General features: G+C 31.8%; 15 protein-coding genes. 8 read left to right on the forward strand and 7 right to left on the reverse strand.

The annotated features are described in order from the left end of the window. Window positions 1-6: 6 nt before the first annotated feature. Together AC3VI6_RS00550 and AC3VI6_RS00555 are read right to left on the reverse strand one after the other, a co-directional pair. Window positions 7-1,605: a peptidylprolyl isomerase gene (locus tag AC3VI6_RS00550; RefSeq protein ID WP_497704777.1), complete on the reverse strand. Its 1,599-nt coding sequence runs from the start codon at window positions 1,603-1,605 to the stop codon at window positions 7-9. Between the two features lie 9 nt (window positions 1,606-1,614). After that, the gene (locus tag AC3VI6_RS00555; protein WP_133534358.1) at window positions 1,615-1,896 is read right to left on the reverse strand and encodes a DUF493 family protein; all 282 of its coding nucleotides are present in this window, start codon (window positions 1,894-1,896) and stop codon (window positions 1,615-1,617) included. A gap of 116 nt (window positions 1,897-2,012) precedes the next feature. Between AC3VI6_RS00555 and AC3VI6_RS00560 the strand changes: the two genes are divergently transcribed. From AC3VI6_RS00560 to AC3VI6_RS00580, 5 genes are all read left to right on the forward strand, one after another. Next, entirely contained in the window at window positions 2,013-2,555 is a 543-nt protein-coding gene (locus AC3VI6_RS00560; protein ID WP_274634888.1) for an AAA family ATPase, read from the forward strand. Beyond that, window positions 2,548-4,434, forward strand: coding sequence for a RecQ family ATP-dependent DNA helicase (locus AC3VI6_RS00565; protein ID WP_497704778.1), 1,887 nt, complete (start codon window positions 2,548-2,550; stop codon window positions 4,432-4,434). The genes AC3VI6_RS00560 and AC3VI6_RS00565 overlap by 8 nt, the downstream gene beginning before the upstream one ends. Further along, on the forward strand, window positions 4,435-5,379 hold the full coding sequence (fmt, locus tag AC3VI6_RS00570; RefSeq protein WP_497704779.1) for a methionyl-tRNA formyltransferase: 945 nt from the start codon (window positions 4,435-4,437) through the stop codon (window positions 5,377-5,379). 191 nt (window positions 5,380-5,570) lie between these two features. Further along, the gene (locus AC3VI6_RS00575; protein ID WP_028892582.1) at window positions 5,571-5,843 is read left to right on the forward strand and encodes an HU family DNA-binding protein; all 273 of its coding nucleotides are present in this window, start codon (window positions 5,571-5,573) and stop codon (window positions 5,841-5,843) included. A 121-nt stretch (window positions 5,844-5,964) separates the two neighbouring features. Then, window positions 5,965-6,735 (forward strand): pentapeptide repeat-containing protein, encoded by a 771-nt coding sequence (locus tag AC3VI6_RS00580; RefSeq protein WP_497704780.1) that lies wholly within the window; start codon window positions 5,965-5,967, stop codon window positions 6,733-6,735. A 63-nt stretch (window positions 6,736-6,798) separates the two neighbouring features. Here the strand turns inward: AC3VI6_RS00580 and AC3VI6_RS00585 are convergent, their stop codons facing one another. After that, entirely contained in the window at window positions 6,799-7,980 is a 1,182-nt protein-coding gene (locus AC3VI6_RS00585) for a THUMP domain-containing class I SAM-dependent RNA methyltransferase (protein ID WP_497704781.1), read from the reverse strand. A 112-nt stretch (window positions 7,981-8,092) separates the two neighbouring features. Here AC3VI6_RS00585 and AC3VI6_RS00590 point away from each other — a divergent pair, with 112 nt between their 5' ends. Next, window positions 8,093-8,821: a class I SAM-dependent methyltransferase gene (locus AC3VI6_RS00590; protein WP_497704782.1), complete on the forward strand. Its 729-nt coding sequence runs from the start codon at window positions 8,093-8,095 to the stop codon at window positions 8,819-8,821. After that, complete coding sequence (locus tag AC3VI6_RS00595; protein WP_497704783.1) at window positions 8,818-9,507, forward strand: ZIP family metal transporter; 690 nt, start codon at window positions 8,818-8,820, stop codon at window positions 9,505-9,507. The genes AC3VI6_RS00590 and AC3VI6_RS00595 overlap by 4 nt, the downstream gene beginning before the upstream one ends. Here AC3VI6_RS00595 and AC3VI6_RS00600 read toward each other — a convergent pair. From AC3VI6_RS00600 to AC3VI6_RS00615, 4 genes are all read right to left on the reverse strand, one after another. Continuing rightward, window positions 9,475-9,843, reverse strand: a complete 369-nt coding sequence (locus AC3VI6_RS00600; protein ID WP_497704784.1) for a cupin domain-containing protein — start codon at window positions 9,841-9,843, stop codon at window positions 9,475-9,477. The two genes, AC3VI6_RS00595 and AC3VI6_RS00600, sit on opposite strands and share 33 nt — an antisense overlap. A 6-nt stretch (window positions 9,844-9,849) precedes the next feature. Further along, window positions 9,850-10,392 carry a hypothetical protein gene (locus AC3VI6_RS00605; protein WP_497704785.1) on the reverse strand — a complete coding sequence of 181 codons (543 nt, stop codon included), beginning with the start codon at window positions 10,390-10,392 and terminating at the stop codon, window positions 9,850-9,852. 65 nt (window positions 10,393-10,457) lie between these two features. Next, window positions 10,458-11,018 (reverse strand): hypothetical protein, encoded by a 561-nt coding sequence (locus AC3VI6_RS00610; RefSeq protein ID WP_435255109.1) that lies wholly within the window; start codon window positions 11,016-11,018, stop codon window positions 10,458-10,460. A gap of 41 nt (window positions 11,019-11,059) precedes the next feature. Next, window positions 11,060-12,580, reverse strand: a complete 1,521-nt coding sequence (locus AC3VI6_RS00615) for a helicase HerA-like domain-containing protein (protein WP_497704786.1) — start codon at window positions 12,578-12,580, stop codon at window positions 11,060-11,062. 87 nt (window positions 12,581-12,667) lie between these two features. On the opposite strand from AC3VI6_RS00615, the gene AC3VI6_RS00620 reads away from it, so the two are divergent. Further along, window positions 12,668-13,300, forward strand: coding sequence for a 7-carboxy-7-deazaguanine synthase QueE (locus AC3VI6_RS00620; RefSeq protein ID WP_497704787.1), 633 nt, complete (start codon window positions 12,668-12,670; stop codon window positions 13,298-13,300). The last annotated feature ends 17 nt before the right edge of the window (window positions 13,301-13,317 follow it).

The following is a 13,317-nucleotide window of genomic DNA, read 5'->3' on the forward strand; positions in this document are numbered from 1 at the left end:
TTTATACTATTGGTTATACGTTTTCTTTAATTTTCTTAAAACCTTTTCTTTTACTTTGATAGTATTCTTTTCTCTTAAATCTTTAATCCACTCTTTTTCTAATTCATCTTGATAATCGCTCATCACCTGCCCTCTAATTTCATCAAGTTCTTTGCCATATTTGTTTTTATGAGTTGAGTAAAACTGATTCAATCCTACCTCATCAGTTGAAGCCTTGTTCCAAATTTTAGCTTCCATTAAATCAAACAATAGCAATCCTTCTTTATATTCTTGCAGAATGTTTTTATATTCAGAATTCTTATTCGCTAAGTCTTCTTTGAAATAGTTTATCACTTTGTTATTTACAAACTCTTTAAACAGCTTTTGGTCTACTTGCTGGTTTTTAGAGGCAGCAAACATAACTAAATCTTTTTGCAACCATTCTTTTCCGTTGATAGAAAGTACTCTCTTATCTAGCTTTCCATTCTTTTCTACTTTTATAGCTTCTTTAAGAATATTAAGTGCTTGAGGATATTCTTTTACTTTGTAGTTCTTTTTTATCTTTTCTATGCTTCCAATACTTAAAGCTTTTACCCTACTTGAGTTTTTTATTTTTGTTGTTAGCTCTTCTTTCATTTCTTCAAAAGAAGCTATAGGGTAATTCTTTAATAGCTTAACTATATGCCAACCGTATTTTGTTCTAAAAGGTTTACTATAATCTCCTATTTTTTCAAGTTTTAATACCTCATTCTCAAATTTCTCTACCATTTCTCCAGTTCCAAACCTTGGTAATTTTCCTCCATTATTTGCAGAGCCTAGATCATCTGAATATTCTTTTGCTAACTTTTCAAAAGAAGCTCCTGATTCTAAAAGCTGATAGATCTCTTCTATTTTAGACTTACCTTTTGCTGAATTCGTTACTAAAATATGGGCTACCTCAAATTCTCCTTTAGATAATCTGCTTCCTGTTACTTTTATGATGTGGAGTCCGAATTTGGTTTGAAAAGGCTCTGAAATTTCTCCAATTCTTGTTTTGTAAGCTACATTTTCAAAAGGATATATCATTTGAAAAGCAGAAAAGTACCCTAAATTTCCTCCATTAATTTTAGCAGACGGATCCTCAGACACTTCTCTTGCAACTTTAGCAAAATCTTCTCCTTGTTTTATTCTACTTCTGTATCTGTCAATTTTACTTTTTAAAAACGAGGTGTCAACAGCTATTCCATTACTCGGATATTTCACTAAAATATGGCTCGCCTTAATTTCTGTTTTGGTACGTTCATAGGCTTCCTTTACCAATTCATTAAGCGTCTCTTTATCGTATAAATATGGAATGATGAGTTGACTCTTATACATTTCCAACTCTTCTTGATAACTTTTTACAGTATCTAAGCGTAAATTATAAGCTTCTTTTACTTTCAATTTATAATTAATAAAAAGCTCTAAATAATCATCAAGACTATTATCTTTTCCGTCTTCTACTAAAGTTAAATTCTTTTCATACACTTGCTTAAACTCCGAAACTAATACAGGAATATCATTAATACGAAACAATTCCTGATCTCTTTGTGAAAAAGTTGAAAGAATCGTACATGAAACAGCTAGTATGAAAAGTAGATTTTTCATGCTATAAATTTACAAAGAAATAATTCCTTTTATAGCCTCTGCTTTTTTGTAATAAGAAATAACTTCGTCTGAACTTTTAACCGTTAAGTGTATTGAAACACTTACATACTTACCTGTTTTAGATTTTTTGGTATCAATAACCGCTCCACCTTCATTAAATAAATCTTGTACTTCTTGTACTTGATTTCCATCCGTAGGAACAATAAACTTGTATAAGTATTTAGCTGGAAAAGTTGTAGTATCTTCTAACTGTGATTTTAATTTTGCGTAAAAAGCCTCTCTATCTTGCATAACTCAATAATTACTGTTTTTATTAAAAATCATCAAAAAATATAGAATTCATGATAATGAAGCACAAAATTACACTATTTATTATATTTATAACTTGAAACTTTTATTTTTGCCCCATGCAACAAAAAATAGTTTTAATAGGTGGTCCTGGTACGGGTAAATCCTCTATTTTAAGAGAATTTATTAAGCGTGGATATAAATGTATGCCAGAGATTTCAAGAGAGGTTACCCTAAAAGCTCAAAAAGATGGAATAGATCAACTTTTTTTAGAGCAACCCTTACTATTTAGTCAACTTTTATTAGAAGGACGAGAACAACAATATATAGATGCACACCAAAGTGATGCTGAAATTATCTTTTTTGATAGAGGAATTCCTGATGTACATGCCTATATGAATTATTTGGGTTCTGACTTTCCTGATATTTTTATAGAAAAAAGCAATAAATACTTATACACCAAAGTATTTATGTGTGCCCCTTGGGAAGATATTTATAAATCTGACAACGAGCGTTATGAAACGTTTGAACAATCAGTAAAAATTGATACTTTTTTAAAAGAAGCTTACGAAGAAATAGGCTATAATATAATTGATGTTCCTTTTGGGACGGTACATGAGCGTTGCGATTTTATTTTACATACGTTAAAACACGATGTATGATACAGCGCTTCAAATACTAAAACACTACTGGAGGTTCAACTCATTTAGAGAACCTCAACAAAAAATAATTACAGAAGTTTTAGCAGGTAACAACGTAGTTGCGCTACTTCCTACTGGTGGTGGTAAATCTATTTGTTTTCAAGTACCTGCTTTAGCAAAAGAAGGTATTTGTATTGTCATTTCTCCTTTAATTGCTTTGATGCAAGATCAAGTTGCAAATCTTACTGAAAAAGGTATTAAAGCTACTTTAATTCCTTCTGGAAGTACCCAGGATGAAATCATTACACTTTTTGACAACATCCGATTTGGAAAAACTAAGTTTTTATACCTTTCGCCCGAACGATTACAATCTCGTTTTATTCAAGAGAAAATTAAGCAATTAGATGTTAATTTGATTGCTATTGATGAGGCACATTGTATTTCTGAATGGGGACATGATTTTCGTCCGTCGTATCAGAATATTACAATTTTAAAAGAATTACAACCTTCAGCTCCTATAATTGCGTTAACCGCTACTGCTACACAAAAAGTAATTTCAGATATTACTAGTTCACTTGAGTTGGAAAGCCCAACTGTATTCAAAAAATCTTTTTTTAGAGAAAATTTAGCCTATCAAATTTATAAGACAGAAGACAAACTTGGTAAGCTGAATCAAATTTTCACCAAAACAAAAGCTCCTGCAATTGTATATGTAAATACACGTAGCAAAACAAAAGAGATTAGTAGTTACCTAAATGCACAAGGTTTTAAAAGCTCTTTTTATCATGGTGGACTATCTCCTATAGAAAAAAAACTTGCTTTTGATAATTGGATGACAGAAAAAACTCCCATAATCGTTGCTACAAATGCTTTTGGGATGGGAATTGACAAACCCAATGTTAGAGTCGTTGTACACATCAATTTACCTTCTTCAATCGAGAATTATATACAAGAGGCTGGTCGTGGTGGACGTGATGGTAATAAATCTTTTTCTATAGTTTTAACTAACAATAGCGATATTACGCTAAGCAGCGAACTCCTAAAAAAATCATTACCTACTATTGATGAAATAAAGATTATTCATCAAAAATTATATCAACATTTTCAAATTGCCAAGGGAGAATTAATCGAATCTGCTTTTGACTTCAACTTTTTGGATTTTTGTAGCAAATACGGTTTCATACCCAATAAAACTTTTAATGCGCTTCAAATACTCGTTAATAATGGAATTATAGAACTCAATCATAATTTTCAACAAAAGTCTACCGTTCAGTTTTTAGCAACAAGTAAACAAGTTATATCACATACAAATCAAAACACCCAGATTAAAAGTTTTATTCAACAAATGTTACGTATGTATGGTGGTATTTTTGAAAACCCTGTAAAAATTGATGAATTCTATATTGCTAAAAAACTAGGTTCTACTTCTTGGAGTGTCATTACTATGTTAGAAAAATTAGCCCAAGAAGAACTGATTACATATGCAAAATCAACCAACAATGCTGAGCTTTTCTTTTTACAACCCAGAGAAGATGACAAAACCATTAACCGAATTTCGGTAAACATTCAGCAATACATTAAACAAAAAGAACAAAAAAACAACGATTTACTTCAGTTTATTCAAAACGATACAGTTTGCAGGAGTATACAACTCCTCTCCTACTTTAATGAACAGAATACTCAAAACTGTGGAATTTGTGATGTTTGTTTACAGAAGAAAACAAGAACTAATGTAAATCAGCAAGATGTATTATCGCTATTTAAAGATGGAAAAAGCTATACAGTTATTGAAATCTGCTCGCTTCTAAATGAAAAAGAAGCGAACATTTTAATACTTTTGCGTGAGCTACTTGCTGAAGAAAAAATACACACGAATAACAATAAATATTATTTGATATAAATGAGAGATTTACGCATTGTTTTTATGGGAACCCCAGATTTTGCTGCTACTATTTTACAACACTTAGTAGAGAATAATTATAATGTTGTGGGAGTTATTACCGCGGCAGACAAACCTGCAGGAAGAGGTCGTAAACTAAATCAATCTGCAGTAAAAAAATATGCGTTATCTCAAAACTTACCTATTCTTCAACCAACAAACTTAAAAAGTGAAGAGTTTCAAGAAGAATTAAAAAAATGGGACGCCAACTTACAAATAGTAGTTGCTTTTAGAATGTTACCAAAATCGGTTTGGGCAATGCCAGAATATGGTACGTTTAATTTACACGCTTCTTTATTACCAGAATATCGTGGAGCAGCACCTATTAACTGGGCAATTATTAATGGCGAAACCAAAACAGGCGTTACTACGTTCTTTATTGATGATAAAATTGATACCGGTGAAATCATCTTACAAAGTGAAGTTGATATTAAAGAAAATGAAGTTGTAGGTGAATTACATGACAAACTAATGTATTTAGGAGCCAACTTAGTTGCTGAGACAGTTGATTTAATCTCAAAAGGAGACGTAGCAACTACAAAACAACCAGAACTGGAAGAAAAATCGGCTCCTAAGCTATTTCCAGACAACTGCAAAATTGATTGGTCTAAATCACTACATAATATTTACAATCATATTCGTGGATTAAACCCATACCCTGCTGCTTGGACAACCATTATAAACGGCGAAGAGGAAGTTTCAGCTAAAATTTATGGGATTTCAAAAGAAAACACTTCACACTCTTTAGAAAACGGAACTATTATCACCTCAAAAAAAGAGTTAAAAGTAGCGGTTACAGATGGTTACTTAAATATTCATCAACTTAAAATTTCAGGCAAAAAATTAATGGATGCTCAGAGTTTATTAAATGGTTACCAATTTGAAAAAGGAGCTAAAATGCTGTAGCCCTTTGTTTATAAGGTTTTAGCGTTTTTAACAAAAAAACAGTCAGGGTTATTAACAATTAGAAGTAACTTATTAACAAAAGAGTATTTTTTTTAGGCCAAATCTTGCACAATCCCGCATTCCGTCTATATTTGTTGAGCTATTGAAGCAAAAAAAAAAATATTAATTAATTTTTAAAATCTATTAAAATTATGAACAAATCAGATTTAATCGATGCGATGGCTGCTGATGCAGGAATTTCAAAAGCTGCTGCTAAAGCTGCATTAGATTCTTTAACTGCTAACGTAACTAATACTTTAAAGAAAGGTGATAAAGTTGCTTTAGTTGGATGGGGAACTTGGTCTGTTTCTAAGAGAGCTGCTAGAACTGGTAGAAACCCTCAAACTGGAAAAGAAATCAAAATTGCTGCTAAAAACGTAGTTAAATTTAAAGCAGGTGCTGGTTTAAGTGATTCTGTAAACTAACATCCTCCCTCAAGACATATCACAACAGCATTTAGGCAACTAAATGCTGTTTTTTTTATCTTTAGTGTCACAAAAAACATACAGCCATTGTCTTTAAAATAGAACTTAAAACAATTATACAATGAAAAATATAGCCACTCTTATCGTACTGCTATTTTGTTTCTCAACTACTTTTGCTCAAAAAACCATAAATGCATCTGATATTATAAAAGATGTTAAAAACGGTAAAGCTATAACCATTTCAAATGCTTCAATTAAAGGGACACTAGATTTTACTTTTATGGAAGCAGCACTTCCTAAACTTCCTACCAGAAAAAGTTGGTGGAACAATGGTGGATCTAACACTATTGAAAAACAAATTACCAATAAAGTTTCATTTATAAACTGTGTTTTTGAAGATGATGTGTTAGCCTATATTCCTGATGAAAAAAGCGGATATACTTTTGTTGCTAATTTTGAAGACTTCGTAATTTTTAAGGATTGTACCTTTGAACAAAAAGCTATGTTTAAATATTCTGACTTTGAGAAAAACACAGACTTTTCTGGCTCTAAGTTTAAAGGATACTCAACTTTTAAATATGCTAAGTTTAATAGAGACATTTCTTTTAAGAACACCTTATTTGAAGAACCTTCTACTTTTAAGTATGCAAACTTTAAGCGTTTTGTAAGTTTTGAAAACTCAGTATTTAACGAAAGTGCTATTTTTAAATACTCTGATTTTAAAGACGGGGTATCATTTAGAAATGTAAAGTTTGAAGAAGACTTAAACATAAAATACACCAAAGTATCAGGCGAGTTTGATATAACAGGTATGGAAGTAGCCTTTGATATTGACTCAAAGTACACTAAAATAAACGGTAAAAGTTTTAATAAATACTTACTGAAAAAATAATCTTAGAAAACTTTCTCTTAAACTATAAATAAAAAAACTCCGCCTTTCAGCGGAGTTTTATTTTTATTCTTCCTCATCGTTAAATGAAGAATTCTTTTTTTCTTTCTTACTACCTTCATATAGCTCATACTTTACAAAACGACAATCTAAATCGGCATTTTTCAACGGAATTCTTTTCGATGTTCGTAATCCTACAAACTTTAATGCTTGAATATCCGACGTAATTAACCAAGCTGTTGAATTAGGGTAATTGTTCTTTAGCGTATCTCCTATTTTTCTGTAAAACTCTTCTTCATCAATATTTAAACGCTCTCCATAAGGCGGATTGAACAAAATTGTAGTTTTACCAAATACTTCTTTTTTGGAATTGAAAAAGTTTACGTGATGTACTCCTATAAACTCATCCAAATTAGCATTGATAATATTTTGCTGCGCTTTTCTAACTGCCGATGGCGCTTTATCGAAGCCCATAATTTTAAAGTGTGAGCTTCGTATTTTCTTCAATAATGAATCTTGAATAATGAAGTATAAATCTTCATCATAATCGTTCCAGTTTTCAAAAGCAAAATGTTTACGATTAATGTTTGCTGGAATTTGATTCGCAATCATCGCAGCTTCTATCAAAATAGTACCAGAACCACACATCGGATCGATAAAGTTTTCTTCTCCTTTATATCCTGAAAGTAAAATTAACCCTGCTGCTAGTACCTCATTAATCGGTGCAATATTCGTAGCGCTACGATATCCACGCTTGTGTAACGATTCTCCCGAAGAATCTAACGAAATAGTCAGCCATTCTTTATGAATATGAATATGAATCTTAACATCAGGATATTTTAAATCTACATTCGGACGCTTTTTATACTTATGCATAAAATAATCAGCAATAGCATCCTTCGATTTCAAACTGATATAATGTGAATTAGACGTGAAATTATTCGAATTTACTACCGCTCCGATAGCAAATGTTCCGTCAACATCTAAAAAACGTTCCCATTTTACACGCTGAATCGCTTCGTATAAATCTTCTTCATCATAAATTTTACTGCGTTTAATTGGTTTTAAGATACGAATAGCAGTACGCAACGCAATGTTGGCTTTATACATAAAGCCCTTATCACCTCTAAAAGCAACACTTCTTATCCCTTCTTTCACTTCCATTGCTCCTAACTGACGTAATTCGTCTGCTAAAACCCCTTCTAAACCTGCCATGGTAACGGCGGTCATTTTAAAATCTTTTTCCATGTAACTGTAAAATTTCACTGCAAAAGTACAGCTAATTTTGGGTTGTTATCAATCTTTTCTACTTTGAATACAAAAAACGTAAGTTTTATGTATTTTTGCAGACCTTAGAGTTATGAATTCAACAACAGATTGGTTTACTTCTTGGTTTAACACACCATACTATCATATTTTATACAAGCATAGAAACGATGCCGACGCTCAGTTTTTTATGCGAAACATTACTTCTTTTTTACAATTACCAAAATCGAGTAAGATTGCTGATTTACCATGCGGAAAAGGGCGTCATGCAGTTTATTTAAACTCATTAGGTTACGATGTCGTAGGTGGTGATTTGAGCGAAAAGAGTATTGAACACGCCAAACAATTTGAAAATGATACGCTTCATTTTGAGGTTTGGGATATGCGAAAACCTATAGAAAATAAATACGACGCCGTATTTAATCTATTTACTAGTTTTGGTTATTTTGAAGATGACAATGAAGACATTGCTGTTTTAAGAAGTATTAAAAACGGATTAAAAGAAGACGGTGTTTTTGTTTTAGACTTTTTAAATGTTGAAAAAGTAAAAAACACACTGGTAAAAGAAGAAACAAAGACTATTGATGATATTGAATTCAATATTAAAAAAGAAATCAAAGACGGATTCATCTTAAAACACATTTCTTTTACTGCGGAAGAAAAATCACATTTGTATACCGAACGCGTAAAGTTTTTAACCTTAGAAAAATTGCAATCGTACTTTGATAAAGTGAATTTGCAAGTAATACATATTTTTGGCGACTATAGCCTGAATAAATTCAATTCACAATCTTCTGATCGTTTAATTATCGTTGCTAAATGAGTTACTTCTTATTAATTTCAGCTGTTTTAGTAGGTGTTTTATTAGTTTTTATGATAAAACCAAGCAATAACTTCGTTCGTTTGTTATTAGCTTTTAGTGGTGCTTACCTTCTTTCTGTTACTATTTTACATTTATTACCAGAAGTATACCATCATACTGATGATACTAAATTAGTAGGTATTTTAATTCTTGTAGGAATCATTGTACAATCGATATTAGAATCATTTTCTAAAGGTGCTGAACACGGACATATTCATTTACATTCAAATTCTTCTGAATTCCCTTGGATGCTGTTTCTAAGTTTATGTATTCATGCGTTTTCTGAAGGACTACCAATTCATCATGCTGATGATAATTTATTGTGGGCAATCATTGTACATAAAATTCCAATTGCTATTGTATTAACCACTTTTTTATTACACGCTAACTATTCGAAAAAAATAATCTTTTTCTTTTTAACGGTATTTGCGTTAATGAGTCCACTAGGAATTTTAGTGGCTGATAAAATACCTGTAATAATGGAGTATAACACTGAAATTACTGCGTTAATTATCGGAGTGTTTTTACATATTTCAACTATTATCCTTTTTGAAAGTACTGAAAACCACAAATTCAACTACAAAAAGTTTGCAGCTATTATTTTAGGAGTGTTGTTAACTATCTTCACGATGCACCAACCCCATTGAGAAAGCTGGTAAACAAACGGCTAAATACTCACAAGGTTCTGTGAAAGGATTAGAATATTGAATACGTGTATTTTTTTCAATTTTAATAGACTGTCCTGCTTCTAGCACAACAATTTCTCCATCGATATTGAATTGTTTTTTTCCTTTAATAATATACGTGAATTCTTCAAATTCTGGTGTTTGAAAAGGCTCACTCCAACCTGGAGGCGCTATCATGTGTGCAATACTCACATTTGAATTTCCATCGGTAGCATTTCCAAAATGTTCTTCGATTAATTTTCCGTCGGTAGTTGGCACTACAAAGGGACTTTTTTGAATTGTATATTTTTTATTCATTTTGTTTTATTTTGACTCCTTAGCTTCTAAAATTGGTCTAAGATTTCTTTTAGCACTTATAAGCTGTTCGGACATGTTTTTAAAAGGAGTAACAACAAAAGTAAAACTGTCGTCTGCACTAAATCGCCAATAATTTCCTTTTAATGCTCCATCTTCTGTTTCAACATTCCAATCAGGAATATTAATTAAAGAGAACTCTTTTGCTTCTTTATTAAAATCTAAAGCAAAATCTCTTAATACATTTTCAGAAGGATACTTCAGTATAATTTTTGCGTTTAAATTACCCTCTTCAGTAGTATGAAAAGTACATGACTTTGACGGATAACTCTTAATTTCTTTTCTCCAATTTCTAGCTATAATTTTCTCTAGCTCTGAATTAACTTGTACGCTGTCTTGTTCTTTCTTTATAAGTGTAAACAACCCTTCTTGAACAATTATTACCTCTTTTTCTTTTGAATTTACTGTTACTGTTGTTTTCTCTGCTCCTATTCTACTGTCTTCTCCAAAAAAAACACCCAATACAAAAAATACTATTTTTATTACTTCCATCTTTTAAAATTTACATAGCTATTATTAATTAAAAAGCCGAAACAGTTGTTTCGGCTTCGTATATTTTAGTTAAACCAAATGGTAAACGATTTAATTTTTGCTAAATCAGGAATTTGTTCTTTGGTTACTTTTTGAGTACTAAACTCTTTTAATCCTAAGTCTTCTTTATCAATTGTAATTGTCGCGTTTAAATCATCTATAAATAGCGTTGCTGATGAAAAAGATGATTCTACTTTATTTACTTTCGTATTTGCATCAATGTCTTGGAAAGTAGATTTAATATTTACTCCAGATTTTGTCTTAAAACGCTCATCAAAAATTTCGATACTCTTAATTGTTGAAGTAGAGTCTAACTGCTCTTTAGGAGTAATAGTTAACAAATGCTTTCCTCCTTTTTCGTACACTAAATATTTGTCATCTTCTTGAAAAAGATTATCTCCTTTAGCTCCTTCACTTAAAACTTTTACTATTGAATCTTGCTTGAAAATACCTTCAATTTCTTGCACCGTTGTTTTTGTAGTTAATTCCCCTACTTTTCCTTTAGCAATATCAAACTTACTATTACCGCATTGTACAAATACTACTGCCATTACAGCAATTACTAAAGGTTTCATTAATGTTCTCATTGTTCTTCTTTTATATTTAAAACGTCTATTTTTCCTATTTGTTATTTTAGTACTTTTTTTAAAATTCCGAAAGCAGCTCTTATAAATGTAGCACTGGTTAATACCTTTACTACTGGATTCATACGCGTGCTAGTTCGGGTTGAAGAAGTTCTCCTTCTCGTCTTCTCCTCCTCTTCTCTTTTTGCTACTGCTTCCTCTTCTTTATTTATCTTTTCAATTTTCTTGTTTAGCATTTCATAAGCACTTTCTCTATCTAGAGTATCATTGTACTTAGGAATTAATCTAGAGTTGTCTAATACTTGCTTAATTTCCTTTTCTGTTAACACATCCATCCTACTCATCGGAGCGCGTAACATCGTTCTTGCTAACGGAGTTGGAATTCCTTTTTCATTCAATACCGAAACCAATGCTTCCCCAATACCTAACTGCGTTAACACTTCTTTAGTATCATAGTATTCTGAATCTGGATAGTTTTCAGCAGCCAATTTAATTGCTTTCCTATCTTTTGCCGTAAATGCACGTAGAGCATGTTGAATTTTCATTCCTAATTGTGCTAACACATCTTCTGGAACATCCTTCGGATTTTGCGTTACAAAGTACAATCCAATTCCTTTTGAACGAATTAACTTTACAATACTTTCTATCTGGCTTAAAAGTGCTTTTGAGGCTTCATCAAACACTAAATGAGCTTCGTCTATGAAAATAACTAGTTCAGGTCGACCACTATCTCCTTGCTCAGGAAAAGTTTCGTATACCTCTGCTAACAACTGTAACATAAAGGTTGAAAACAACTTTGGTCGATCTTGAATATCGGTTAAACGTAACACAGAAATAACACCTCGTCCGTTTTCATCAATACGAGTTAAATCATCAACATCAAACGATTTTTCTCCAAAGAATAAGTCACCTCCTTGTTGCTCTATCTCTACTATTTTTCTAAGAATTGCTCCTGTACTTGCCGTAGAAATTCGTCCGTATTCTCCTTGAATTTCCTCTTTTCCTTCATTGGTTATATATTGAAGGATTTTCTTGAAATCTTTTAAATCTAACAACGGTAACTGATGGTCGTCACAGTATTTAAAAATGATGGCTACAATACCAGATTGTGTTTCAGTTAAATCTAAAATTCGAGACAATAAAACAGGTCCGAACTCAGAAACTGTAGCGCGTAAACGTACACCATCTTGTTCAGAAATAGATAAAATTTCTATTGGAAATTTTGTTGGTGTAAATGGTATCCCGATTTTTTCATGACGTTCATCAATCTTTGCATGCCCCGGACTCGGTTGTGCTAATCCACTCAAATCTCCTTTCACATCCATCAACAATACAGGAATCCCTTTTTCTGACATGTTTTCTGCCAATACTTGTAAGGTTTTTGTCTTTCCTGTTCCTGTTGCACCAGCTATTAATCCGTGACGATTTAACGTTTTTAAGGGAATATTTACCAAGGCATTGGTTACGGTTTCTTCACCTAGCATTCCTGCCCCTAACGTAATAAACTCTCCTTTAGTGGTATATCCTTCGTTGATGTACTTGAAAAACTCTTCGGTTTTACTCATTCTTTTTTGAACTTTTTTGTGATAAAAACACGTAAAAGTAACAAAAATCATTCATTAAATTTTAATGTTGCCTATCTTTGCACCCTTATGTTGAAAAAAGAAGTACAAGAGTTAATTAATACGGGAGAAATGCTTCCGTTAATGGAAGAATTTTATACAATTCAGGGAGAAGGTGCGCATACAGGTACTGCTGCATATTTTATTCGTATTGGTGGTTGCGATGTTGGTTGCCACTGGTGTGATGTGAAAGAAAGTTGGGATGCTAATTTACATCCGCCTACAAAAACAGATGTCATTGTTGAAAATGCTAAAAAATATGCCGAAACTGTAGTAATTACAGGTGGAGAACCTTTAATGTGGAGTTTAGATCATATTACCCAACAATTACAAAAAGAAGGTATTAAAACACATATTGAAACCTCTGGAGCTTATAATTTTTCTGGAGTTTGGGATTGGTTTTGTTTATCTCCTAAAAAAACGAAATTACCATTAGAGCGTGCTTACCAAGAGGCTGATGAATTGAAAATGATTATTCATAACAAAAATGATTTTCAGTTTGCAGAAGAACAAGCTGCTAAAGTTGGTGAAAAGTGTAAGTTATTTTTACAACCCGAATGGAGTAAAAAAGAAAAAATGACTCCACAAATTATTGATTATATAATGGAAAATCCGAAATGGAAAATATCCTTACAAACACATAAGTATTTAAATATACCATAAACAAAAAAGCAACCTAC

The sequence above is a fragment of the Tenacibaculum sp. TB-56 genome (assembly GCF_059716275.2).

Coding starts and splice junctions, on each gene's coding strand:
- AC3VI6_RS00620 (WP_497704787.1), top strand. CDS start 12,668: ATGTTGAAAAAAGAAGTACAAGAGTTAATTAATACGGGAGAAATGCTT.
- AC3VI6_RS00550 (WP_497704777.1), bottom strand. CDS start 1,605: ATGAAAAATCTACTTTTCATACTAGCTGTTTCATGTACGATTCTTTCA.
- AC3VI6_RS00610 (WP_435255109.1), bottom strand. CDS start 11,018: ATGAGAACATTAATGAAACCTTTAGTAATTGCTGTAATGGCAGTAGTA.
- AC3VI6_RS00600 (WP_497704784.1), bottom strand. CDS start 9,843: ATGAATAAAAAATATACAATTCAAAAAAGTCCCTTTGTAGTGCCAACT.
- AC3VI6_RS00555 (WP_133534358.1), bottom strand. CDS start 1,896: ATGCAAGATAGAGAGGCTTTTTACGCAAAATTAAAATCACAGTTAGAA.
- AC3VI6_RS00585 (WP_497704781.1), bottom strand. CDS start 7,980: ATGGAAAAAGATTTTAAAATGACCGCCGTTACCATGGCAGGTTTAGAA.
- AC3VI6_RS00595 (WP_497704783.1), top strand. CDS start 8,818: ATGAGTTACTTCTTATTAATTTCAGCTGTTTTAGTAGGTGTTTTATTA.
- fmt (WP_497704779.1), top strand. CDS start 4,435: ATGAGAGATTTACGCATTGTTTTTATGGGAACCCCAGATTTTGCTGCT.
- AC3VI6_RS00590 (WP_497704782.1), top strand. CDS start 8,093: ATGAATTCAACAACAGATTGGTTTACTTCTTGGTTTAACACACCATAC.
- AC3VI6_RS00580 (WP_497704780.1), top strand. CDS start 5,965: ATGAAAAATATAGCCACTCTTATCGTACTGCTATTTTGTTTCTCAACT.
- AC3VI6_RS00605 (WP_497704785.1), bottom strand. CDS start 10,392: ATGGAAGTAATAAAAATAGTATTTTTTGTATTGGGTGTTTTTTTTGGA.
- AC3VI6_RS00565 (WP_497704778.1), top strand. CDS start 2,548: ATGTATGATACAGCGCTTCAAATACTAAAACACTACTGGAGGTTCAAC.
- AC3VI6_RS00575 (WP_028892582.1), top strand. CDS start 5,571: ATGAACAAATCAGATTTAATCGATGCGATGGCTGCTGATGCAGGAATT.
- AC3VI6_RS00615 (WP_497704786.1), bottom strand. CDS start 12,580: ATGAGTAAAACCGAAGAGTTTTTCAAGTACATCAACGAAGGATATACC.
- AC3VI6_RS00560 (WP_274634888.1), top strand. CDS start 2,013: ATGCAACAAAAAATAGTTTTAATAGGTGGTCCTGGTACGGGTAAATCC.